At 72.0% G+C, this 19,932-nt stretch carries 24 protein-coding genes; 15 read left to right on the top strand and 9 right to left on the bottom strand.

The window, feature by feature from the left end:
* Positions 1 to 191: 191 nt before the first annotated feature.
* Positions 192 to 2,351, bottom strand: a complete 2,160-nt coding sequence (locus AB0I89_RS12425; protein WP_357124441.1) for an intein-containing Rv2578c family radical SAM protein — start codon at positions 2,349 to 2,351, stop codon at positions 192 to 194.
* On the opposite strand from AB0I89_RS12425, the gene AB0I89_RS12430 reads away from it, so the two are divergent.
* Positions 2,350 to 2,769 carry a DUF393 domain-containing protein gene (locus tag AB0I89_RS12430; RefSeq protein WP_357124444.1) on the top strand — a complete coding sequence of 140 codons (420 nt, stop codon included), beginning with the start codon at positions 2,350 to 2,352 and terminating at the stop codon, positions 2,767 to 2,769. The two genes, AB0I89_RS12425 and AB0I89_RS12430, sit on opposite strands and share 2 nt — an antisense overlap.
* Here AB0I89_RS12430 and AB0I89_RS12435 read toward each other — a convergent pair.
* From AB0I89_RS12435 to trxA, 3 genes are all read right to left on the bottom strand, one after another.
* Positions 2,733 to 3,665: an HTTM domain-containing protein gene (locus tag AB0I89_RS12435; protein ID WP_357124447.1), complete on the bottom strand. Its 933-nt coding sequence runs from the start codon at positions 3,663 to 3,665 to the stop codon at positions 2,733 to 2,735. The genes AB0I89_RS12430 and AB0I89_RS12435 overlap by 37 nt on opposite strands.
* A complete protein-coding gene (locus tag AB0I89_RS12440; protein WP_357124450.1) occupies positions 3,662 to 4,102 on the bottom strand; it encodes a hypothetical protein in 441 nt (146 codons plus the stop codon). Before AB0I89_RS12440 ends, AB0I89_RS12435 begins: the two co-directional genes overlap by 4 nt.
* A gap of 153 nt (positions 4,103 to 4,255) precedes the next feature.
* Positions 4,256 to 4,618: a thioredoxin gene (trxA, locus tag AB0I89_RS12445; RefSeq protein ID WP_074316526.1), complete on the bottom strand. Its 363-nt coding sequence runs from the start codon at positions 4,616 to 4,618 to the stop codon at positions 4,256 to 4,258.
* A 549-nt stretch (positions 4,619 to 5,167) separates the two neighbouring features.
* Here trxA and AB0I89_RS12450 point away from each other — a divergent pair.
* The 11 genes from AB0I89_RS12450 (at position 5,168) to AB0I89_RS12500 (ending at position 13,624) form a co-directional block, all read left to right on the top strand.
* Positions 5,168 to 5,683, top strand: coding sequence for a MaoC family dehydratase (locus tag AB0I89_RS12450; RefSeq protein ID WP_355049005.1), 516 nt, complete (start codon positions 5,168 to 5,170; stop codon positions 5,681 to 5,683).
* 75 nt (positions 5,684 to 5,758) lie between these two features.
* The gene (locus AB0I89_RS12455) at positions 5,759 to 6,283 is read left to right on the top strand and encodes a hypothetical protein (protein ID WP_357124455.1); all 525 of its coding nucleotides are present in this window, start codon (positions 5,759 to 5,761) and stop codon (positions 6,281 to 6,283) included.
* 39 nt (positions 6,284 to 6,322) lie between these two features.
* On the top strand, positions 6,323 to 6,946 hold the full coding sequence (locus tag AB0I89_RS12460; protein WP_357124691.1) for an RNA methyltransferase: 624 nt from the start codon (positions 6,323 to 6,325) through the stop codon (positions 6,944 to 6,946).
* Positions 6,947 to 7,008: 62 nt separating this feature from the next.
* Positions 7,009 to 7,719 carry a DUF6758 family protein gene (locus AB0I89_RS12465; protein WP_357124694.1) on the top strand — a complete coding sequence of 237 codons (711 nt, stop codon included), beginning with the start codon at positions 7,009 to 7,011 and terminating at the stop codon, positions 7,717 to 7,719.
* Positions 7,720 to 7,835: 116 nt separating this feature from the next.
* Entirely contained in the window at positions 7,836 to 7,994 is a 159-nt protein-coding gene (locus AB0I89_RS12470) for a hypothetical protein (protein ID WP_007455302.1), read from the top strand.
* A 6-nt stretch (positions 7,995 to 8,000) separates the two neighbouring features.
* Positions 8,001 to 8,876, top strand: coding sequence for a PH domain-containing protein (locus tag AB0I89_RS12475; RefSeq protein ID WP_357124458.1), 876 nt, complete (start codon positions 8,001 to 8,003; stop codon positions 8,874 to 8,876).
* 103 nt (positions 8,877 to 8,979) lie between these two features.
* Positions 8,980 to 9,777 carry a SigE family RNA polymerase sigma factor gene (locus AB0I89_RS12480; RefSeq protein WP_357124461.1) on the top strand — a complete coding sequence of 266 codons (798 nt, stop codon included), beginning with the start codon at positions 8,980 to 8,982 and terminating at the stop codon, positions 9,775 to 9,777.
* On the top strand, positions 9,774 to 11,036 hold the full coding sequence (locus tag AB0I89_RS12485) for a hypothetical protein (protein ID WP_357124464.1): 1,263 nt from the start codon (positions 9,774 to 9,776) through the stop codon (positions 11,034 to 11,036). The genes AB0I89_RS12480 and AB0I89_RS12485 overlap by 4 nt, the downstream gene beginning before the upstream one ends.
* A 94-nt stretch (positions 11,037 to 11,130) precedes the next feature.
* Complete coding sequence (locus AB0I89_RS12490; protein ID WP_357124468.1) at positions 11,131 to 12,003, top strand: PHP domain-containing protein; 873 nt, start codon at positions 11,131 to 11,133, stop codon at positions 12,001 to 12,003.
* Between the two features lie 41 nt (positions 12,004 to 12,044).
* The gene (locus AB0I89_RS12495) at positions 12,045 to 12,659 is read left to right on the top strand and encodes a MarC family protein (protein WP_355048999.1); all 615 of its coding nucleotides are present in this window, start codon (positions 12,045 to 12,047) and stop codon (positions 12,657 to 12,659) included.
* Positions 12,660 to 12,796: 137 nt separating this feature from the next.
* Positions 12,797 to 13,624, top strand: a complete 828-nt coding sequence (locus AB0I89_RS12500; RefSeq protein ID WP_357124698.1) for a PD-(D/E)XK nuclease family protein — start codon at positions 12,797 to 12,799, stop codon at positions 13,622 to 13,624.
* Between the two features lie 42 nt (positions 13,625 to 13,666).
* Here AB0I89_RS12500 and AB0I89_RS12505 read toward each other — a convergent pair whose 3' ends face one another.
* Both AB0I89_RS12505 and AB0I89_RS12510 read right to left on the bottom strand, forming a co-directional pair.
* Positions 13,667 to 14,524, bottom strand: coding sequence for an oxygenase MpaB family protein (locus AB0I89_RS12505; protein ID WP_357124471.1), 858 nt, complete (start codon positions 14,522 to 14,524; stop codon positions 13,667 to 13,669).
* 74 nt (positions 14,525 to 14,598) lie between these two features.
* Positions 14,599 to 15,027 carry a Fur family transcriptional regulator gene (locus tag AB0I89_RS12510; RefSeq protein WP_357124474.1) on the bottom strand — a complete coding sequence of 143 codons (429 nt, stop codon included), beginning with the start codon at positions 15,025 to 15,027 and terminating at the stop codon, positions 14,599 to 14,601.
* A gap of 199 nt (positions 15,028 to 15,226) precedes the next feature.
* Between AB0I89_RS12510 and AB0I89_RS12515 the strand changes: the two genes are divergently transcribed.
* The gene (locus AB0I89_RS12515) at positions 15,227 to 15,709 is read left to right on the top strand and encodes a DUF2231 domain-containing protein (RefSeq protein ID WP_357124476.1); all 483 of its coding nucleotides are present in this window, start codon (positions 15,227 to 15,229) and stop codon (positions 15,707 to 15,709) included.
* A 38-nt stretch (positions 15,710 to 15,747) separates the two neighbouring features.
* Here AB0I89_RS12515 and AB0I89_RS12520 read toward each other — a convergent pair whose 3' ends face one another.
* A complete protein-coding gene (locus AB0I89_RS12520) occupies positions 15,748 to 16,074 on the bottom strand; it encodes a hypothetical protein (RefSeq protein WP_357124480.1) in 327 nt (108 codons plus the stop codon).
* 51 nt (positions 16,075 to 16,125) lie between these two features.
* Here AB0I89_RS12520 and AB0I89_RS12525 point away from each other — a divergent pair, with 51 nt between their 5' ends.
* A complete protein-coding gene (locus tag AB0I89_RS12525; protein WP_357124483.1) occupies positions 16,126 to 16,308 on the top strand; it encodes a hypothetical protein in 183 nt (60 codons plus the stop codon).
* Positions 16,309 to 16,381: 73 nt separating this feature from the next.
* Here the strand turns inward: AB0I89_RS12525 and AB0I89_RS12530 are convergent, their stop codons facing one another.
* Together AB0I89_RS12530 and AB0I89_RS12535 are read right to left on the bottom strand one after the other, a co-directional pair.
* A complete protein-coding gene (locus AB0I89_RS12530) occupies positions 16,382 to 16,750 on the bottom strand; it encodes an FmdB family zinc ribbon protein (RefSeq protein WP_357124486.1) in 369 nt (122 codons plus the stop codon).
* A gap of 63 nt (positions 16,751 to 16,813) precedes the next feature.
* Positions 16,814 to 17,491, bottom strand: coding sequence for a 5-formyltetrahydrofolate cyclo-ligase (locus AB0I89_RS12535; protein WP_357124489.1), 678 nt, complete (start codon positions 17,489 to 17,491; stop codon positions 16,814 to 16,816).
* 85 nt (positions 17,492 to 17,576) lie between these two features.
* On the opposite strand from AB0I89_RS12535, the gene AB0I89_RS12540 reads away from it, so the two are divergent.
* A complete protein-coding gene (locus AB0I89_RS12540) occupies positions 17,577 to 19,931 on the top strand; it encodes a diguanylate cyclase (protein ID WP_357124492.1) in 2,355 nt (784 codons plus the stop codon).
* Position 19,932: the final 1 nt, after the last annotated feature.

Consider the following 19,932-nt stretch of genomic DNA (forward strand, 5'->3'; position numbering starts at 1 on the left):
GATGGCCCCCTGGTTCGACGGTGCGTTCATGCCCTGTTCTTGTCTGGCACCGCCGCCAGGTTCCGTCTTCGCGGTCCCACACCGTCGCGAGCGTCCCCGCGTCCTGCCGGCAGGACGTCAGCGCCACGTGCCAGGGCGCACGGGGGAGGGTATCGCCGCAGTTCCGGGGGCTTTCCACCCGGCGCGGAAGGTCAGAGCAGGGTCAGTTGCTCGACGGCGAGAGCGGGCGGCGGCTCGGGCAGGCGGCGGTTGTCGCCCACCTCGCCCCGGAGCAGCCCGTGGCGACGGGAGGCGATCCGCACCCGGGCGGTCAGCTCCCGCTGGTACGCCTGCGGGGCGTACGCGCCCGCGCGGTACAGCTCTCGGTAACGGCCGACGAGGTGCGGGTGCTCCCGGGCGAGCCACTGGGCATACCACTCGCGGGCGCCAGGGCGCAGGTGCAGCGCCAGCGGGGTCACACTCGTCGCTCCGGCGGCGGCGATCGCCGAGACCGTGGCGTCGATCGACTCCTCGCCGTCGCTGAGGCCGGGCAGGATCGGCGCCATCAGCACCCCGACGGAGAAGCCGGCGTCGGTGAGCCGGCGGACCGCCTCGAGCCGGCGACTCGGGTGCGGCGTGCCGGGCTCGACGCCACGCCAGAGCTGGTCATCGACGAAGCCCACCGAGAAGGAGATGCCGACCGTGGTCACCTCGGCCGCCTGACGCAGCAGGGGCAGGTCACGCAGGATCAGGGTGCCCTTGGTGAGGATGGAGAACGGGTTGGCGAAGTCCCGCAGGGCCGCGATGATCTGCGGCATCAGCCGGTAACGACCCTCGGCACGCTGGTAGCAGTCGACGTTGGTGCCCATCGCGACGTGCGCGCCCCGCCACTTCGGCGCGGCCAGCTCGCGTCGCACCAACTCACCGGCGTTGACCTTGACGATCACCTGCCGGTCGAAGTCCGTACCAGCGTCGAGATCGAGGTAGGTGTGGGTGTTTCTCGCAAAACAGTTGTGGCTCACCACCCCATTGGCGATGAAATCGCCGGTGCCGGTGGTGATGTCCCAGAGCGGCAGCTCCAGCCCGAGCGCTTGAATGTCGACCACCCTGAGGTCGGCCCTGCACTTCAGCACGGCGCCCTCGATCGAGCGCTTCCTGGTGATGGCCGGGTCCGTGAGGTGGAAGAACCGGAGCCGAGCGGGAAGACCTCCGGTCAATCTGATCTGCCGCACCCGGTTGGGTCTGCCGGGGTCCTCAAGCACGCAGGTGAAGCCGAACTGGCGCAGCGCCGCCGTCGTCTGGTCGAGGATCGTGTCGTCGCTGTTGCTGATGCGCAGGGCGCCTCTACTGCAGCTGCCCTCGGCGTCGAAGATGCCGGCCAGGAAGCCGAGGCGCCATTCGTCGGTGGGGGCAGCCGGCCACTGGATCAGACCGGTGATCGTTTCGATGTCCCGCTGTTTCGAGGTGCGGATCGCCGACAGGGCTTGCCGGGTGGCGCTGGCCGGTGCGAACGAGAAGCGTTGTGTCTCGATGCCCTCCTGGGCGAGGTAGCGCTCGCTCCGACTCAACGCCTCGTCGTCGATCAGCGCCAGACGGAACCGATGCACGACCCCCTGTGGGTACGAGTAGGTGGCGAGGTGAGCGTCGCCCCGGACCATCCCGCAGAGGTAGCCCCGGCGGTAGTCAGGTGACTCCTTCGGCCCGGATGCGAAACGGCCTGTGCCGATGAGGCGATTGTTGGTGGTCAGGTAGGGGCGCTGGCCGGTGCCCTGCATAGCCCCGGTGACGTACTTCCAGCCACGATCGGAGAGGAACCGGTGGTCTCCGCTGGCGATGAGCGTGGTGCCGTCAGTCAGGGTGACCCGGTAGGCGGGTTTCACGGTGGACCACTTGTCAAGAACGGTGGTGACGACGTATCGGCGGTAAGCACCGCGTCGCTCGGTCCCGTAGATGCGGTCGCCGGGCTCGAGCTCACTGATCAGCTTCGTGCGACCGTCCGCCATCAGGATCGGAGTGTCACCGGCCAGGCAGTAGACACAAGCATGACTGCATCCCCGGTACGGGTTGATGGTCCACTCGAAGGGGACGCGGGACTCGCCGGGCACCCGGTTGAGGATCGATTTGGCCTGCACCTCGTGGAACGTCATCCCGGCGAACTCGGGGGTGTCGAAGGTACGGACGACGGCGCCGGGCAGCGCCAGCGGCAGGGGTGGCGTCGCTGGCGCTGCCCTCTCGGGGTCTCCCTCGACCGGGGGAGCGGTGAGGTTGTCCCAGCGCATGGGCACTATTCGAACACGTGTACGAGGTCCGCGCAAGTGACCCGCCGGACACCCGTGAGCGATCGTCGCTCCAACGGGGGAGGATGGACCCATGGAGAGGTCGACCTTCGTCTACGACGGTGACTGCGCGTTCTGCACGACCTGTGCGGAGTTCATCGAACGCCGGATCCCCACGGGCGCGCGGGTGGTGCCCTGGCAGTTCGCCGACCTGGACGCCCTCGGCCTCACCGTGGCCGAGTGCGAGGAGGCCGTGCAGTGGGTCGGCGCGGACGCCACCCGCGCCGCCGGCCCGGACGCCATCGCGAAGCTGCTCGCCGCCAGTGGCCCGCTCTGGCGGGTGGCCGGCGCGGGTCTGCGGTTCCCGCCGGTGCGCGCGGTGGCCTGGCCGGTTTACCGCTGGGTGGCCCGAAACAGGCACCGCCTCCCGGGCGGTACGGCGGCGTGTTCCCTGCCGCAGGAGGCCAGGGAGCGGCTCTACGGCCCGACCGGGCGCCCGACCGCCGGAGCCTGATCGCCGAGCCGGGCCCGATCGTCGGGCGGAGCCTGATCGGGCGGCGCCGACGTCGTGTCGACGTCCACCGGGCCCCGCCCCGCGACTCGGCGTGCCCACACCAGCGGTCGTACCCGTTCCAGGGGCAGGAAGCTGGTCATCGCGGCCAGGTGTGGCGCGAACGAGATCGTGATGGTCGCGATGGTCACCACGTGGAACGAGTAGAAGAAGCCGACCATGGCCACTCGCCAGCGGGCCGGTAACAGGAACACCACGGGGCTGAGCAGCTCGAAGGCCACGATGCCGAACTGCGCGACGATCAGCAGGTACGGCACCTGGGCGATGAGGTCGGCCAGGTCGGTGCCGCGTCGGATGATGGCCCTCGCCAGTACCGAGCCGGTCAGCCAGTCCAGACCGCCGAAGCGCAGCTTGGCCCAGGCGGCCAGGAAGTACGTGCAGATGACCGCTATCTGGGTGACGCGCAGGGCCCAGCCGCCGGCCTCCGTGCGGGTGGTGTCGCCATGGCGGGCCCGGCCGGCGGTGGGCAGCACGGCCAGCGCGACGAGCAGGCCGAACCGGTCGTGGTCGACCTTCCCGTAGCTCATCGCGATGATCATCCACTCGAGGTACAGCGCGCAGACCGTCCAGCCGAGCAGCCGGGGTGCCCGGCCGGTCGCGGCGAGCAGGGCGGCGAGCAGGAGCCCCCAGAAGATCAGCGCCACGACCGTCGGCGTCGGGGTCGGCAGCGGGAGCAGGCGGCCGATCAACAGCGGCTGGTACAGCTCACCGGGCACGCTGGCTCTGGTGCGTACCCAGGGGGTGAAGACCACCAGGTCGGCGGCGACGAAGAGGTAGATCAGGGTCCGGAACGCGGCGATCCGTCCACGGGGCACCGCCTCCGTCAGCCAGCCGGTCATCGGGAGACCTGCCAGCTGACGATCGTCTCGTCGGTGTGCCGCCCCGTGGGCCGGCCGGCGCGGATGCCGTGCCAACGGATGACGATGCGGACCTCGACCAGCGCGGGGGCGTCCGGATGACGTTCGGCGTACGCGTCGGCGACCTCGGTGAGCAGCGCGGGGTCGGCCGCGTACCGGTCCTGCTGGCCCTCGATCTCGGCGCGGCGGATGCCGGTCGCGTCCTGGTCGAGGTCGACCACCGCTCCGGCGCTGTTCACGCCCTCCACCCGGGTGTCCGGGGCGGGGGCGTTCGGCGGGTTCGAGGTGGCGTACATCCGGAACGGGCCGAAGGGGAAGTCGTCGTCGCTGCCCCAGAAGGTGCCGAGCAGCAGCAGGACGAGACCGAGGGCGGTCGCGCCCAGCCGGGTCACGCGCCCGCGGGTGGTCAGGGTCTCCATCGGGTCGTGACGATACGGGATGTACCGACCGTCTCGCGTCCCACCGACGGTCAGTTCCGCCTGGCCAGGTCGGTGATCATGGGCGGCTTTCGGGATATGACGAAGGCCGGACCCGAACCGGGCCCGGCCTTCGCGTGCCGTCGCGCGGACGGCTCAGTGCTTGTGCTCGGCCAGCTGCTTGCGGACGTCGTCCATGTCCAGCGCCTCGACCTGCTCGATCAGGTTCTCCAAGGCGGACTCGGGAAGGGCGCCCGGCTGGGCGAAGACGATGACGCCGTCGCGGATCGCCATGATCGTCGGGATCGACCGGATGTCGAACTTCGCGCCCAACTCCTGCTGGGCCTCGGTGTCGACCTTGCCGAAGACGATGTTCTGGTGCTTCTCCGAGGAGCGCTCGTAGACCGGGGCGAACCGCTTGCACGGACCACACCAGTCGGCCCAGAAGTCGACCAGGACGATGCCGTCGTTGCCGGTCACCTCGTCGAAGTTCGCCGAGGTCAGCTCAACGGTTGCCATTGCACTCTCCGATCACCTGCGGGTTGTCTGCGTCCCGTAGAACCAGGGCTGACCGTATCGAATTCCCGGGCGGCTGCGCACGAAACGTGGCCGGGGCTGCTCGGGTGCCGCGCAGACCATCGAACTGTGTCAGTTCATCTCGTCCTGCGGAACGCAAGTGCATGACGCACTTGCGTGACCTGCGGTAATGGGAGCGTTTCCAGGGAGATCCACCCGGTCGAGCGCTACGAATCGGTAACTTGAGCCCTGACAAGGAGGTATCCGGCCTGCGGAGATCGCTGATCAACCCCGCGTTCATCACGGAGAGTAGTGTTACAAAAAGATAAATGTGACCGCGGTCTCTGTTGAAGCTACGGCACCGTAGGGCAGAATTCCTCACATCAGAGCGTGGGCGGCGGGTGCCGGGGAGGGCCCCGCCGCTCATTGCGTCTCCCCCCTGGTGAGTGACCGGTGTGACATTTCCGCCGAGGTCCCGCCCGGACCGTCGCCTTAACCACCGGTAAGGCATGCTGTGCCGAACTCCATCGCCGCCCGTCGAAGGGGACCAGCATGCAGTTCGGCCGCTACTACGAGGAGTTCGAGGTCGGCGCGGTCTACCGGCACTGGCCGGGCAAGACCGTCACCGAGTACGACGACCACCTCTTCTGCCTGCTCACCATGAACCACCATCCGCTGCACCTGGACGCGCACTACGCCGAGACGTCCAGCCAGTTCAGGCGCAACGTCGTGGTCGGCAACTACATCTACTCCCTGCTGCTCGGCATGTCGGTGCCCGACGTCAGCGGTAAGGCCATCGCCAACCTGGAGGTGGAGTCGCTGCGGCACGTGGCGCCCACCTTCCACGGCGACACCATCTACGGCGAGACGACGGTGCTCGACAAGCGGGAGTCCGGCTCCAAGCCCGACCGGGGCGTGGTCTCGGTGGAGACCCGCGGCTACAACCAGGACGGCACCATGGTCTGCGTCTTCCGCCGCCGGGTCATGGTCCCCAAGAAGGAGTACGCGGCCAGCGCGGTGCCCGACGGGGTGGACCCGGAGCGGCCCAGCTTCCCCACGCCGCGCTGAACGCGCCCGCCGGAGCAGGGCACCATCGGACAGCAGGTTCCGCCGGTGGCGGCCCTGGTCCCGTTTTCGGGGCTTATGCTGACGCCGGAGGTTCCGATGAGCCACTCCGTCGCCGGAGAGCCGCCCTCTGCCGGCCGCCGTGCCGCACCCTTGACCACCGCCGTCTACTCCGCCGCCGAGTGGGATCTGCTCACCAGCCTGCCCGCTCGGGTCCTCGTGGCCGCCGCCGCGCCCGGCGCCGGCCGCCCGGAGCGCGGGGTGATGGCTGGTTTGGCTGGCCTGGACGCGGTGGCCGCCGGCCGCGGGTTCGACAGTGACCTGGTCCGTGCCGTGGTCGCCGCGATCTACGCCCGGCACGATGGCGCGCCGGCTCCCGCCGAGCGGCTCACCGATCTGGTGGACCTGCTGGCCGCGTGTCGGGCAGCGGCCCGGGTGCTGCGTCGGCGTGCCGATCCGGCCGACTCGGCGGCGTACCGCCAGTGGGTGCAGTCGGTCGCGGCCCGCGTCTGCCGGGCGACGCCCGGCCTCGACGGGCATCCGGCCAGCCCGGCGGACCGACGCTTCCTGGACCGGCTCGGTGACGCGCTCGGCCTGGGCTGAGATCGCGGGGCGCCGGGGTGGCCGTACTCTCTGATGACCGTGACCGACGACCAGCTTGAGGTGGGTGTGGGCCCCTGGCCCGGGGACCTGCCCGAGGATCCGCGCTACGACCCGCAACTGCTGGCCGAGGGCGACCGGCGCAACGTCGTCGACCGCTACCGCTACTGGCGGCACGAGGCGATCGTCGCCGACCTGGACCGACGGCGGCACGGCTTCCACGTCGCCATCGAGAACTGGCAGCACGACTTCAACATCGGCACGGTGGTGCGCAACGCCAACGCGTTCAACGCGGCCGAGGTGCACATCGTCGGTCGGCGTCGGTGGAACCGACGCGGCGCGATGGTGACCGATCGATACCAGCACGTCCGGCACCACGAGACGATCGAGGAGTTCGTCGCCTGGGCGGCCGGACGGCGGCTGCCCGTGCTCGGCATCGACAACCTGCCCGGCTCCCGGCCGATCGAGACCGCCGTGCTGCCGCGTGACTGCGTGCTGCTCTTCGGCCAGGAGGGCCCGGGCCTGTCCGCGCCCGCGCGGGCCGCCTGCGCCCAACTCCACTCCATCGCCCAGTACGGCTCCACGAGGTCCATCAACGCGGGTGTGGCCAGCGGCATCGCCATGCACGCGTGGATCCGGACGCACGCCGGTCCACCGCCGGACTGACCGTCGTCCCATCGGCGCGCTCGGCGTTCCGGCTTTCGGCGTTCCGGCTTGACGTGGCGGCGATGTGGGGTGACGGTGGGGATGTGAGTGTCGCGGTGAGTTGTCCGAGATGCGGGGGCCCGGTACGGGCGCCGGATCTGATGCACACCGAGTCGAGGTGCCTGCGCTGCGGACCCGTGCCGCCGCTGCACGTGCCCGAACACATCGGGGCGGAGATCGTCGCGAGCGTGGTGGAACGGATCACCGCGGCTCCCGGTCCACCCGGGACACCACTGTGGTGCCCGTGGCCGCTGCCGCCCGGCTGGACCCTCACCGGCGTGGCGTACGCCGGGGACGACCGCACCGGCGTGCGGGCGACCGCGGTGGCCTGCGCGGGGCCCGCACCGCTCGACGACGGCCCGGCGGATCTGGTCTTCGTGGCCGAGGAACCGGGCGTGGGCCTGGGTACGCGACTCGCCGGCCTGGCCGGCCCCGATCCCGGACCGGAGCTCGCCGACGCGCTGACCGACCCCGGTCCCGGGCATCCCGAGCACGTCGGGCAGGCCAGGATCAGGGTCGGCGGGCACCCGACTCCACTGTGGTTGGTGAATTCTCCGACGGATCGAAGCGCGTACGCCGGCGAGGCTCGGGGAATGTGGCTACATGCGATAGCCTGGCCGGCGAGTGCGGGTCATCTGCTCGCGGAGGATGTCGTGTTACACGACCTGACCGAGTGGACTCCGCCCGAACTCGTGTACGGCGCACCGTCCCCGTACCTGTCCGGGAGAGCTTGACATCTCTTCCGGGTTGACGGAGAACGGACGCAGATATTCACTGTACGACACCACACTGATACTCTGGGTGCCGCTGCGGTAATGGGACCCGGCGCCGCGCGAGAGGATGGCCCGCCATGGTCAAGAAGGTCCTCACCTGGGCCGGAATCGCATTCTTGATCTTCTTCGTCGCCTATCGGCCAAACTCTGCGGCTGATGTGTTCAAGTCGCTGGGCGGCGGGATCATGGACATCGCCCAGGGGTTCGGCGACTTCTTCACCAGTCTCGTCGCCTAGCCGCCGATGGGCAGCCCCTCCGGTCCACCCTTCGACCCGGACGACCCCGACCGGGACCGTCGCGAGCGCGACACCGAGCCGATCCCGCGGATCGGGCCCGATGACGGCCCGGGCTACGGTGCCGGCCCCGGCCTGTCCGACGGGCCTTCCCTCTCGGACGACGTCGGCTACGGCGACGGGCCCGGCTATGCCGGCGAAGGGCGGTCCGGTCGGGCCTGGATCCGCGATCCCGACGCCGCCAGCCAGCCGCCGCAGATCTCCGAGGAGGAGCTGGCGGGGCTGCGCGCCGACGCCATGGGGTCGACACCCCGTCGGGTCCTCCCGCTGGAGGACGAGCCCAGCTCGCTGGTCGCCCGTTACCTCTTCCCCACCGAGCGTTACCGGGGCGAGTGGAAGCGGCACTGGATCCACCTCACCAACCCGCTCCTGATCGGCGTCGCGGCGACCTTCGTGCTCGGCTACCTCTCCGGCTTCCTCGCGGGGCGGAACGTGGGCGCGTTGACGACCATCGCGGTGCTGCTCTGGTTCGCCGTGATGGGCTGGGTGGCGTGGAAGGTCGCCGACTGGTGGTACGACCGGTTCATCCTGACCAACAAGCGGGTCATGGTGGTCAACGGCATCGTCACCCGCAAGGTCGCCATGATGCCGCTGGTCCGGGTCACCGACATGAAGTACGAGCAGACCCCGACCGGCCGGGCGCTCAACTACGGCACCTTCGTCCTGGAGTCCGCGGGCCAGGAGCAGGCGCTGCGGGAGGTCAAGAATCTGCCCAACCCGAACGAGCTCTACCTACGGGTCGTCGAAGAGATGTACGAGCCGCAGGCGGTCGAGGCGCGGTTGGGCAAGGAGGCCGACGAGGCCAAGGCCGACGACGGCGCGTGAAAGTTTTCGTCCGAACATCGGAGCAAGTGCGCACCTTTCGTCATGGACCGAAACGCCGCTGACGTGGCACTCTTCCAGGACGGTTTGGGTGCGGAGGTGTGTGGTGGCGAGCAGGGATCCCCTGGAGGAGGAGTTTCGCGAGTTCGTCGCGGCTCGCTCCGCCGCCCTGCTCCGTACCGCCTATCTGCTCTCCGGCGACTGGGCGACGGCCGAGGACCTGCTCCAGACGGCGCTCACGAAGACGTACCTCGCGTGGAAGCGGCTCGGCGGGATCGAGGCGGTCGAGCCGTACGCCCGGCGTGTGATGGTCAACACGTCGACGAGCTGGTGGCGGCGGCGCTGGCACGGTGAGCGCCCCACCGAGGTGCTGCCCGAGCGCCCGGGCCTCGACGAGATCGAGCGGCAGCTCGACCGTGACCTGCTCTGGCGGCACCTCAAGGAGCTGCCCAGCCGGCAGCGGGCGGTGCTCGTCCTGCGCTACTACGAGGACCTGTCGGAAGCGCAGACGGCGGCACTGTTGGACATCTCACCTGGAACGGTGAAAAGTCAGGCATCCAGGGCGTTGGCCACGTTGCGCCGCCGCATGGGCGTCGACACTCCGGATCTGGCCGCCGCGCCGACCGGGACCGGCACCGCCCCGCGGCGCGGCCGCGACGCGGCTGCCGCCCGCTCCCGAGAGGTTGCCCGACCCGGCGGGACTGTCGAGGCGGTCCCGTCCGGTTCGGTCGGAGAGCTGGCCGGAGCCCGCTCCGCGATGACGCCGCGTCCCAGCGTCGGTCGGGCCGAGCCCGGGCCGGTCGCGCCGCGCCCGTCCGCGCCCCATCCGATCGCCCCGGCGGTCGACCTGCCCACCGCTTCGGTGGCCGTGCCTGTCGGCACCGGCCCCGGAGAGCAGCAGTGAACGTCTTTCCGCGGCTCCCCGACAACCTCACGGGTGGCCTGCGGCGTCCTAATCAGGTGCGACGTGACCAGCTCGAAGGTGCGGTGCGGGAGGCTCTCTCGCGCCAGGTCGCCGTTACCCGTCCACTGACCGCCGACCCGGCCGGTCAGGCCATCCGGCGCGCCAACCGGATCCGACGGCGGCGTGCCGGAGTCGGTATCGCGCTCGGGGTGGTCACCACCGTGCTGATCGGCGCCGGCATGACACACCTCTCCGGCGGCTCCGACCAGCAGGGGCCGCCCATCGTCGTCATCGGCGACCCGGACCTGTCGGCCCAACCGCTCGCCACGGCCAGCGTCGCCCCGCCTCCGCCCTCGTCGAAGGCGCCCGCCGACGTACTCTTCGCCAGCGCCTTGATCGACGCCGACGGCAAGCGCCTGGCGCTGCCCGGTGTCGGCCCCGCCGAACTCGCGCACCGGCTGCCCAACGGCACGGGTCTGCTGGTGGTCGGAGCGCCCACCGCCGCCGGGCGCTCCCTCTGGGTCGCCCAGGACGACGGCCTGGTGCAGGTGCTGCTGGCCGGCGCGGGGCAGATCGTTCTCGCGCCCGACGCCACGCAGGTCGCCTGGCGGGACGGCGGGGACCTGCTCGTGGCGGGAGTCGTCGGCACCCAGCTCATCGGCACGGTGCGTATCGCGGTCCCGGACAGCGCGCAACCCGTCCGGTTCGTCGGCAGCAGCCTGGTGGTCCGACTTGATCCGACCCGGCCGGGTCACGTCCTGTGGCGGCCCGGCGCGGACAAGCTGACCGAGGTGCCCGAGCAGGACACCCTGAACGTCTACGGTTCGCTGCCGGACGGGCGGTTGGTCAGCCAGGTGCCGGCGAACTCGGCGGACGAAACCTGCCTGACACTTGTCGATCCGAAGCGGGCCACGAAAGCGGCACGTACCGCCTGCGGCAGCCGGTTGAGCCCGGACGGCGTCGGCGGGCTGTCCGACGACGGACGATGGCTCCTGGTGAACGGGAAGGTCGGGTCGACCGACCGCTCCCTGCTGGTCGACCTGGAGCGGCTCGGTACGACGTTGGACGCCGTACCCGTCGGCCCGGCGGTGAGCGGCGCGGTCGCCTGGACGAGCGACTCGGACGTCGCCTACGTCGACAGCTCCGGCTGGCTGGTCCGGGTCAACGTCAAGCGGGTCCGTGCCGGCGAACAGGCCGAGTCGATGCCCGTGGCCGGCCTCGAGCCCGGCGACCGACCGATCCTGGTCAGCGGCTCCTGACCCTGCCGGATCCGCCGGGTTATCGGGCCGGGCGGCGGGGATCTCCGCCCCACCTACGCGAGTCTGCTTCGGGTCCGCTCGGTAGCGTCGGGGAGTGACCTCGCGTACCGGCTCCGCGCCCCGGATCGACCTGCACGCCCACTCGACCGCCAGCGACGGCACGCTGACGCCGGCCGAACTCGTCCGTGCCGGCGCGGACGCCGGTCTGGACGTGCTGGCCATCACCGACCACGACACCACCGCGGGCTGGGCGCCGGCCGTACGGGCGTTGCCGCCCGGCCTGCTCCTGATCCGGGGCGCCGAACTGTCCTGCCGCTGGGAGGGCGCGGATCCGGCGATCCCACTGCACCTGCTGGCCTACCTGTTCGACCCGGAACACCCGGAGCTGGTCGCCGAGCTGGCCCGGGTGCGGGCCGCCCGTGAGGAGCGCGGTGAGCGGATCGTGGCGCTGCTGCGCGCCGACGGCATCGACGTGAGTTGGCCGGAGATCCTCGCCGGCGCGGCCGGCGGGACAGTCGGTCGCCCGCACATCGCGCAGGCGCTGATCCGCGCCGGCCTGGTCGCCGACACCCGCGCGGCGTTCGGCCCGGACTGGCTCGGTGAGCGGTACCGGCTGCCGAAGGAGGACATCGACGTCTTCCGGGCGGTCCGGCTGGTCCGGGCCGCCGGGGGCGTACCGGTGTTCGCCCATCCCCGGGCCACCCGACGTGGCCGGGTGGTGCCCGACGAGCTGATCGCCGAGCTGGCCGCCGCCGGGCTGGCCGGGCTGGAAGCCGACCACGAGGACCACAGCCCGGCCGAACGGGCGCACGTCCGGGCGCTCGCCGCCGAGCTGGACCTCCTGGTGACCGGCTCCTCCGACTTCCACGGCACCCACAAGACCGTCCGGCTCGGCGCGTTCACCACCGGTGTCGAGGCGTACGAGCGGATCGTCGCCGCCGGGGTGACCGAGGTCGCTTCGGTCTGATCCGCGTATTTCGCCCACCGTGACGCGGCTAGGTTGCTCACGTGGATCTGAAGCTGTTCGGCGAGGTTTTCGTGACCCTGCTGGTGATCACCGACCCCCCGGGCATGATGCCGATCTTCCTGGCGCTGACCGGGCCGCTGCCCGCGCGCGACCGTAACCGGGCGGCGTGGCAGGCCGTCGCGCTCGCTCTCGGTGTGATCGTGATCTTCGCGGTGGCCGGGCAGACGTTGCTCGACTACCTGCACGTGGACCTGCCCGCCTTGCAGGCCGCCGGTGGGCTGCTGCTCGTCCTGGTCGCCCTGGAGCTGCTGACCGGCAAGGCCGACGACCCCAGCCAGCAGGTCACCTCGAACATCGCGCTGGTGCCACTGGGTACCCCGCTGCTGGCCGGACCGGGCGCCATCGTGGCGACCATGCTCTTCGTCCAGCAGGCCGACGGGTTCGGCGACTACACCGCGATCGCCGCGGCGATCCTCGCCGTCATGGTCGCCGTGTGGATCGTGCTGCGCTTCTCCGGCGGCATCGTCAAGATCCTGCGCCCCGGCGGCATCGAGGTGCTGACCCGGATCGCCGGCCTGCTCCTTGCCGCGATCGCCGTCCAGCTCATCGCCGACGCGGTGGCCGCCTTCGTCACGCACTACGTGAACATGACCTGACCGGGACAGTCCGGATGTCGGGGGTGGATGGCAGGATCGCAGGCGTGCGACGAGCCTCTTCATCCGGACGATCCGCCGCTGGCGGTCGGACCCCTCAGCAGCGTCCCGGCGGCGCCGAGCAGCTCGGCTTCGAGGGGATGCCGGAGCGGCTGTTCGTCTGCACCCCGAGCAAACTCGGTACGTACGTCGACTGCCCCCGCCGCTACCGCTACTCCTACGTCGACCGTCCCGCACCGCAGAAGGGTCCGCCCTGGGCCCACAACTCACTCGGCGCCAGCGTGCACACCGCCCTGAAGAACTGGTACGCGTTGCCCGCCGACCGACGCCGCCCCGAAGCGTTGGCCACCCTGCTCAAGGGCACCTGGGTCCGTGAGGGCTACCGCGACGACGAGCAGGAGCGGGCCGCCTACCGGCGGGCGCTGAGCTGGCTGGAGGCGTACGTCGAGACGTTGGAGCCGGACTCCGACCCGCTCGGTGTCGAGCGGGTGGTGGCGGTCAAGACCGCCGTCCTGGCCTTCAACGGCCGCACCGACCGCATCGACTCCCGGCCGGGCCCGGAGGGTCCGGAGCTGGTCATCGTCGACTACAAGACGGGCCGCACCGGGCTGGACGCCGACGACGCCCGGGGCTCGCAGGCGTTGGCCCTCTACGCGTACGCGGCCGAGCGGGTGTTCCGCCGGCCGTGCCGCCGGGTCGAGCTGCACCACCTGCCGACCGGCACGGTCGCCGGTCACGACCACACGGTCGAGTCGCTGGCCCGCCAGTTGACCCGCGCGGAGGACACGGCCCGCGACATCATGGCCGCCGAGCGGGTCGTCGCCGACGGCGGTGACGCCGACGAGGCGTTCCCGGTCGCGCCCGGGCCGCGCTGCGGCTGGTGCGACTACCGGCGGCACTGTCCCACCGGGGCGCAGACCCCGGGCAAGGAGCCGTGGGCGGCCGTGGAACGAACCGTCGAGGGCTGATCGCGTCCGTCGGCCAGCTCGACGCGGCGCACGTGGGGTCGGTCAGCCGGCCAGCGCCGCTCGGTCCGCCGCCCGTTGCTTGGCGGCCTGAACCAACGGCCCCTCCAGGTAGCGACGCGGCACCGCGCCGAGCGCCAGTCGCAGCGCGCGAACGCTGAGATCCGCCGACAACTCGGTGGTGGGCAGCCCCAACCCGCCGTACATCCGCCGGGCCCACGGGGGGAGCAGCGCGAGCGCGGTTCCGGCGATCCCGAGGTACGCCCACCGTGGCGGACCGAGGTTGAGGCCCAGCCGGGCCGGCAGGCCGAGCTTCCACGGCAGCGGCGGGGCGGTGAGGAACAGCGCCGTCTCGGCGGCTTCCCGGGTCATCCGCAGCTCCGGCCGAACGGCACGGTAGTAATCCTGGACCTCGGCGGCGGTGCCCGGCACCGTGGCCGGGTCCAGGCCGACGAGGGCGGCTGACCGACGTTGCTCGGTGTAGTAGCCGTCCACCTCGTCATCGGTGAGCGGCAGACCGGCCCGGCGGGCGGTGCTGAGGAACGACTCGACCTCGGTGACGTGCACCCAGCACAGCAGGGCCGGGTCGTCGATCCGGAACTCCTCGCCGGTGGCGGGGTCGGTGGCCCGCAGCCGGGCGTGCAGTCGACGCAGCCGCGCGCCGGCCTGCTCCGCGTCCAGGGTCGTGCCGTAGACGGTGGTCTCCACGTAGGTGGCCGTGCGGACCAGCCGTCCCCACGCGTCCGTGCGGTAGTCGCTGTTCTGCGCGACGCCGGCCATGGCGCGCGGGTGCAACGCCTGGAGGTAGAGCGAGCGCAGGCCGGCGACGATCAGGATCGGCTCCTCGTGCACCTTCCACGTGACCGAACCCGGACCGAAGAGGCCGAGGTCATCGGAGTCCACCGACCAAGCGTGCCACGGCCGGCGCGTCGGTGCCGGCCAGCCCGGCCGGCCGGGGTCCCGGCGACGGGGAGGGGTCAGCCGTCGGCGGCGCGCCGCGACTGACAGCTCGGGCAGAGACCCCAGAAGGTCACCTCCGCCTCGTCCACCTCGAAGCCGTGCGCGACGCCCGGATCCAGGCAGGGCGCGCTGCCGACCGCGCAGTCGATGTCGGCGATCTCGCCGCAGCCCCGGCAGACCACGTGGTGGTGGTTGTCGCCGACGCGTGCCTCGTACCGGGCGGGGCTGCCGGCCGGCTCGATCCGGCGGGACAACCCGGCCCTGCTCAGCGCCCCCAGCACGTCGTAGACCGCCTGGGTGGAGACGGATTCGAGGCGTTCCCGGACCCGCCGGGTGATCTCGTCGACCTCCAGGTGGCCACCGTCGGCGAGGACATCCAGCACCGCCAGGCGCGGTCGGGTGACGCGCAGCCCCCGCGATCGCAGCAGTTCCTCACCTCTGGACACGCGCCAATGACAGCACGCGCGACCAGCGACGACAACAGTCGGCCGAGGGCGGTGGTCACGAACACAGCTCGTAATGATCGATCCGGACGCTGAACCTCGTCAGCGCCGTGCGCGTGTCTTTCGGGGGAGAGCCCGGGGACGACCAGCGGTTCGTACGTACGCTGACGACCCCGGGACCGCGATCCGCCTGGAGGTGTCGATGTTCGAGAAGATTCTGGGTCTACCGACACACGTCTTCGTCGTGCACGCGATGGTGGTCTTCGTCCCCCTGCTGGCGGTGCTGGCCGTCGCGTACGTGGGGCTGCCGCGCTGGCGGCACCGACTGGACTGGGCGCTGGGCATCCTCGCCGTGGTGACGCCGGTGACCGCCTTCGTGGCCGTCGAGTCGGGTGAGGCGCTCACCGATGCCCTGGTCGCCCGTGGTTACCAGGGGCAGATCCTCGACCAGATCTTCGAGCACTCGCGCTACGGCGACATCCTCTTCCGGATCGTGGTGCCGCTGGGGATCGTGGCCATCGCGCTGCTCGTGGCGACCAGCGGACACCCCCGGGTGCCACGGCTGCCGGCCCTGGTGACGCCGGTGCTCGCGGTGGCCGCCGTCGCGCTGTCGCTCGCTGCCCTGGTCTACGTCGCTCTGACCGGTCACTCCGGTGCCGAGGCCGTCTGGGGCACCACCCTCTGACGCGGTCGGCCGGTCGGGGGCGGCGAGTGGCGCGGTGGTCAGAAGAGGATCCGCGAGCAGAGCAGGCAGACGAGGGCCACCACCACCACGGCGGCGGCGGCACCGAAACCGTAGGTGACCCGCTGCGACCGCTGCTCCGCCGCGTCCAGGGCGGCCGTGTTCTGCGGTGGCAGGCGTCGTGGCGGCGCCGGCTCCAGGTGTACGGGAGGACGCCAGCCCGCCGGAGGCGGCACGCTCGGTGGTGGCCCCGCGTACCCGTCGGTGGGTGGTGTGGCGGGCGGCGGTTGGTCCGCCGTGGGACGGTCGTCGGTCCCGGGTCGACGCCAGTAGTCGTCGGGGGTGCTGCCACCGCTGGGGGTCGTCACGCCGTCCGAGGCTACCAACGGAGCGGGCGGCCTGCGCTAGTCTTGCCGCTCGTGAGCACCGAGGATCCCGGCGCCGCGGTCGCGCGCGGCGATGACGACCGCACCGTCGACCTGAGCGACGACTTCGTGGTGCTGCCCGAGCAGACCTCGGACGACACCGACCACGGCTGGGGCGAGCGCAGCGCAGGAAACGACGACTGGCTCCTCGCCCAACGCCCTCCGCACTGGGACTGAGCCCCGGGCAGGGTTGACCCCGTCCAGGGCTCAGCGGCGCAGCGCCGACGTGGCGGTCTTAGGCCGAGCGGAATCAGGACGCCGAACTGGCCGCCGCCTTGCCGCCGCCCGACCCGCCGGACGACGAGGACGACCCGGACGAGGACGACCCGGACGTCGAGGACGTCGAGGACGTCGAGCCGGAGTCTCCACCCGAGGACGAGGACGAGGACGACTCGGACTTGGCCGGCTTGGCCGCGCCGCCGGCCGACGTCTCCGAGCCGGACGCGCGGGAGTCGGTGCGGTAGAAGCCTGAGCCCTTGAAGACGACGCCGACGGAGTTGAAGACCTTGCGCAGCCGCCCCTGACACGCCGGGCACTCGGTCAGCGGCTCGTCAGAGAAGGACTGCACCGCCTCGAGCTGGTGACCGCACGCGGTGCAGGCGTACTGGTACGTAGGCACGTTCTCCTCCGGTATCTGGACTCGGCCAGTTGGCACTCGACGTATTCGAGTGCCAATGGTGCGTCATTCGGGCCGGGTTCGTCCAGCGGACGTGTGGGGCGCGACACCCTGCGCCGTACCCGGGCCGTCATCAAGCGTACGCATTCCGCCGGAGGGGGTGACCACCGCGCGGACCGGACGGTCGTGCGGCTCGGTGGGCAGCGCCTCGACCAGCTCACCGTCGTGCAACGGCACCACGGTCAGGCTCGCCGTGGGCACCCGTGCCAGCGCCCGGTCGTAGGAGCCGCCGCCGCGGCCCAGCCGCCGGCCGTGGTGGTCGACGGCGAGCGCCGGCACGACCACCAGTTCCGCGCCGGAGACGGCGGCCACGCCGAGGCGGGGGCCGACCGGCTCCCGGAGGCCCCGGCCGGCGGCGGCCAGCGCGTGCGGACCGGTGTACGGCGCCCAGTCCAGGTCGAGATCCGCGCGAAGCACCGGAAGCAGCAACTCACCCTCGGCCGGTAACGCCCCGCGCAACACCTCCGCGAGGTCGGCCCCGCCCGGCTCGGAGCCGACCGGCACGTACGCCGTCAGCCGGCGCGGGCGCAGCCGGCGTACCAGGGCGACCAGCTCGGCCTGGACGCGCCGGGCGGCTGCGGCCCGCGCCGCGTCGTCCAGGGTCCGACGGTGGGCGAGCAGCCGTATCCGGGTGTCCCGCTTCGTCACACGGGTCACTTCCGCTTCATCAGAAAAATCTGACACGCAACACTCCTGACGCAACGCCACTCCCACGGTTGCTCTGTGTCAGCATCGCAAGCAACGGAGGCGGAACTTCCGGGGGGACCGAGTGACGCTACGCGGGCGGTTGACGGCAGCCTTCCTCGTGGTGGTGCTCGGCCCGGTCCTGCTCGGTGCGTTCTTCGTCGCCTCCACCGTCACGGCCGTCGACCGCACCCGGTCCACCGAACGCCTCGCCGTGGCGGCGTCCGCGGTGCGTACCTCGGTCGACGCGCTCTGCCAGCAGCTACGTGCCGCCGCCGACGCGGTCGCCCTCACCGGTGATCCGGCCATCGTCGCCGGCCAGCTCGTCGGCCGGGGGTTGGCCGCGGCGGTGCTGGTCAGCGACGTCAGCGGGCGGGCCACGTACGTCTCGCCGGGCGCGCCGTCGACACCCTGGCGGGACTGTTCCGAGCCGGTCGCCGCGACGTCCGGCCCGGTCCGCGCGCTGGCGGCCCACGTCGACCGGCGGGACGCGGCCGGCGCCCTGCTGGGCAGTGTGGCCGCCGCGCAGCTCGTCGACCCGGCCTTCGTGGCCCGGCTGGCGGCGGTGAGCGGAGTCGCGGTCACGCTGCTCGACGGCGGCGCGAGCGCCGCCCGGTTCACCCACACCACCGAGTCCCGCGAGGTACGCGACGGGGTGCTGGCCGCCGCCGGCCACAGCACCGGCGAGCGGGTCACCGAAACCACCAAGGGCCGGTACGTGCGCCGGGTCGGACCGTCCGTGGGCCAGCCGCTGCCGCTCGTGCTGTCGGTGCCGAGCACCAGGCCACCGGGTCTGCACGTCACGCTGGCCGGCGTGGTCGCCCTGGCCGGGCTGCTCGCCGTGCTGACCGCGTGGCGGCTGGCCCGGGTGACCACCCGGCCCCTGGTGGAGCTGGCCGGCGCGGTCGACCGGGTGGCGCACGGCGACCTGACCGCCCGGGTGCCGGTGCGCGGCCGGGACGAGCTGGGCCGGCTCGCCGAGGCGTTCAACCGGATGACCCGCGAGACCGGTTCGTACGTCGCGGCGCTCACCAGCAGCCGTGACCAGCTCCGCGGGCACCTCGCGGTGCTCGGCGACACCCTGGCCAGCACCCACGATCTGCAACGCATCCTGCGGGTGATCCTGCACAGCGCCATCGCGGCCACCGGCGCGCGGGCCGGCGCGGTGCTGCTGGTGGAGACCGGTGGGGTGCTGGTGGCACAGTGCAGTGAGGGTCTGGACGGGCGCTGGCCGGCCCCCGACCCGGACGGCCCGCAGACCCTGCGGGTGCCGGTCGGCGTCGGCGTGGTGGGCGCCGTGGCCGCGACCGGCGAGCCGCAGCGGGGACGCGTGGAACCGACCGAGCCGCCGACCGGCGAGCCGCGCTGCCGCACCTACGTGGCGGTCCCCTTCGCCGCACCGGGCACGACCGGGCTCGGCAGCGGCACGACGACCATCCCGGGCGGCGAGCGGACCATCCCGGGCGGCGAGCGGATCGCCGACGATGCGGTCTCTCCGGCGGTGGCCCTCGGCGTGCTGGCGCTCTACGACCGGGTGGGCGCGGCCGAGTTCGACGACGACGACCTGGTCACCCTGCGGACCTTCGCCGGACACGCGGCCGTCGCGGTGGAGAACGTGCGGGTGCACGAGGAGGCCCAGCGGCTCTCCCTCACCGACCCGCTCACCGGTCTGTGGAACTACCGCTACCTGCGCGAGTCGATCCGCCGGGAGGTCGAGCGGGCCAGCCGGTTCGGCCGGATGCTCAGCGTCCTCGCCCTCGACCTGGACCGCTTCAAGGACGTCAACGACACGTACGGGCACGCGGCAGGGGACACCGTGCTGGCGGAGTTCGCCCGGCGGGTACGCGGCGAGATCCGCGAGGTGGACCTCGCGTTCCGGCAGGGCGGGGAGGAGTTCGTGCTGCTCCTGCCGGAGACCGACGCCCGGGGCGCGGCGATCGTCGCGGAACGGCTGGGCGCGGCGGTACGCGAGACGCCGATCGCCGTCGAGGCGTACGCAGGGCCGATCGTGGTGACCGTGTCGGTCGGCATCGCCGTCTACCCGGACCACGGCAGCACCGGGCGGGAGGTGCTGGAGGCCGCCGACGACGCCCTCTACGTGGCCAAGGCCGCCGGTCGGGACACCTACCGCGTCGCGGAGGTCCGCCCGGACGTGCCGATGCGGGAGATCCCGGTGCCGGCCGGCGCGGTCAGCCCACCCGACGGGCTGCCGAGAGCCGGCCGGCCCGCGCAGGTCCCGCGGGAGCCGGGCGGCCACGCCCGGTCGGAGTCGGCTGCGGGCGTACCCGAAGCGAACCGTCCGGGGCCCGCGCACGCGCGGCCGGAACCGGCGGACGGCCCGGTGGACGCCGCGCGAGCCGGTCCGGACGCGGCGCGGCCGGGGCCGGGCGGCGGCGCGTCTTCTGGGCCACACCCGCCGCGGCAGAGCCGTGGCCGATAGT

The sequence above is a fragment of the Micromonospora sp. NPDC049801 genome (assembly GCF_040656575.1).
In the GTDB taxonomy this organism is placed as follows: Bacteria; Actinomycetota; Actinomycetes; order Mycobacteriales; family Micromonosporaceae; genus Micromonospora.

Coding starts and splice junctions, on each gene's coding strand:
- AB0I89_RS12465 (WP_357124694.1), top strand. CDS start 7,009: ATGTGGGGTGACGGTGGGGATGTGAGTGTCGCGGTGAGTTGTCCGAGA.
- AB0I89_RS12455 (WP_357124455.1), top strand. CDS start 5,759: ATGCTGACGCCGGAGGTTCCGATGAGCCACTCCGTCGCCGGAGAGCCG.
- AB0I89_RS12450 (WP_355049005.1), top strand. CDS start 5,168: ATGCAGTTCGGCCGCTACTACGAGGAGTTCGAGGTCGGCGCGGTCTAC.
- AB0I89_RS12440 (WP_357124450.1), bottom strand. CDS start 4,102: ATGGAGACCCTGACCACCCGCGGGCGCGTGACCCGGCTGGGCGCGACC.
- AB0I89_RS12425 (WP_357124441.1), bottom strand. CDS start 2,351: ATGGGTCCATCCTCCCCCGTTGGAGCGACGATCGCTCACGGGTGTCCG.
- AB0I89_RS12430 (WP_357124444.1), top strand. CDS start 2,350: ATGGAGAGGTCGACCTTCGTCTACGACGGTGACTGCGCGTTCTGCACG.
- AB0I89_RS12500 (WP_357124698.1), top strand. CDS start 12,797: ATGCCGGAGCGGCTGTTCGTCTGCACCCCGAGCAAACTCGGTACGTAC.
- AB0I89_RS12475 (WP_357124458.1), top strand. CDS start 8,001: ATGGGCAGCCCCTCCGGTCCACCCTTCGACCCGGACGACCCCGACCGG.
- trxA (WP_074316526.1), bottom strand. CDS start 4,618: ATGGCAACCGTTGAGCTGACCTCGGCGAACTTCGACGAGGTGACCGGC.
- AB0I89_RS12470 (WP_007455302.1), top strand. CDS start 7,836: ATGGTCAAGAAGGTCCTCACCTGGGCCGGAATCGCATTCTTGATCTTC.
- AB0I89_RS12435 (WP_357124447.1), bottom strand. CDS start 3,665: ATGACCGGCTGGCTGACGGAGGCGGTGCCCCGTGGACGGATCGCCGCG.
- AB0I89_RS12515 (WP_357124476.1), top strand. CDS start 15,227: ATGTTCGAGAAGATTCTGGGTCTACCGACACACGTCTTCGTCGTGCAC.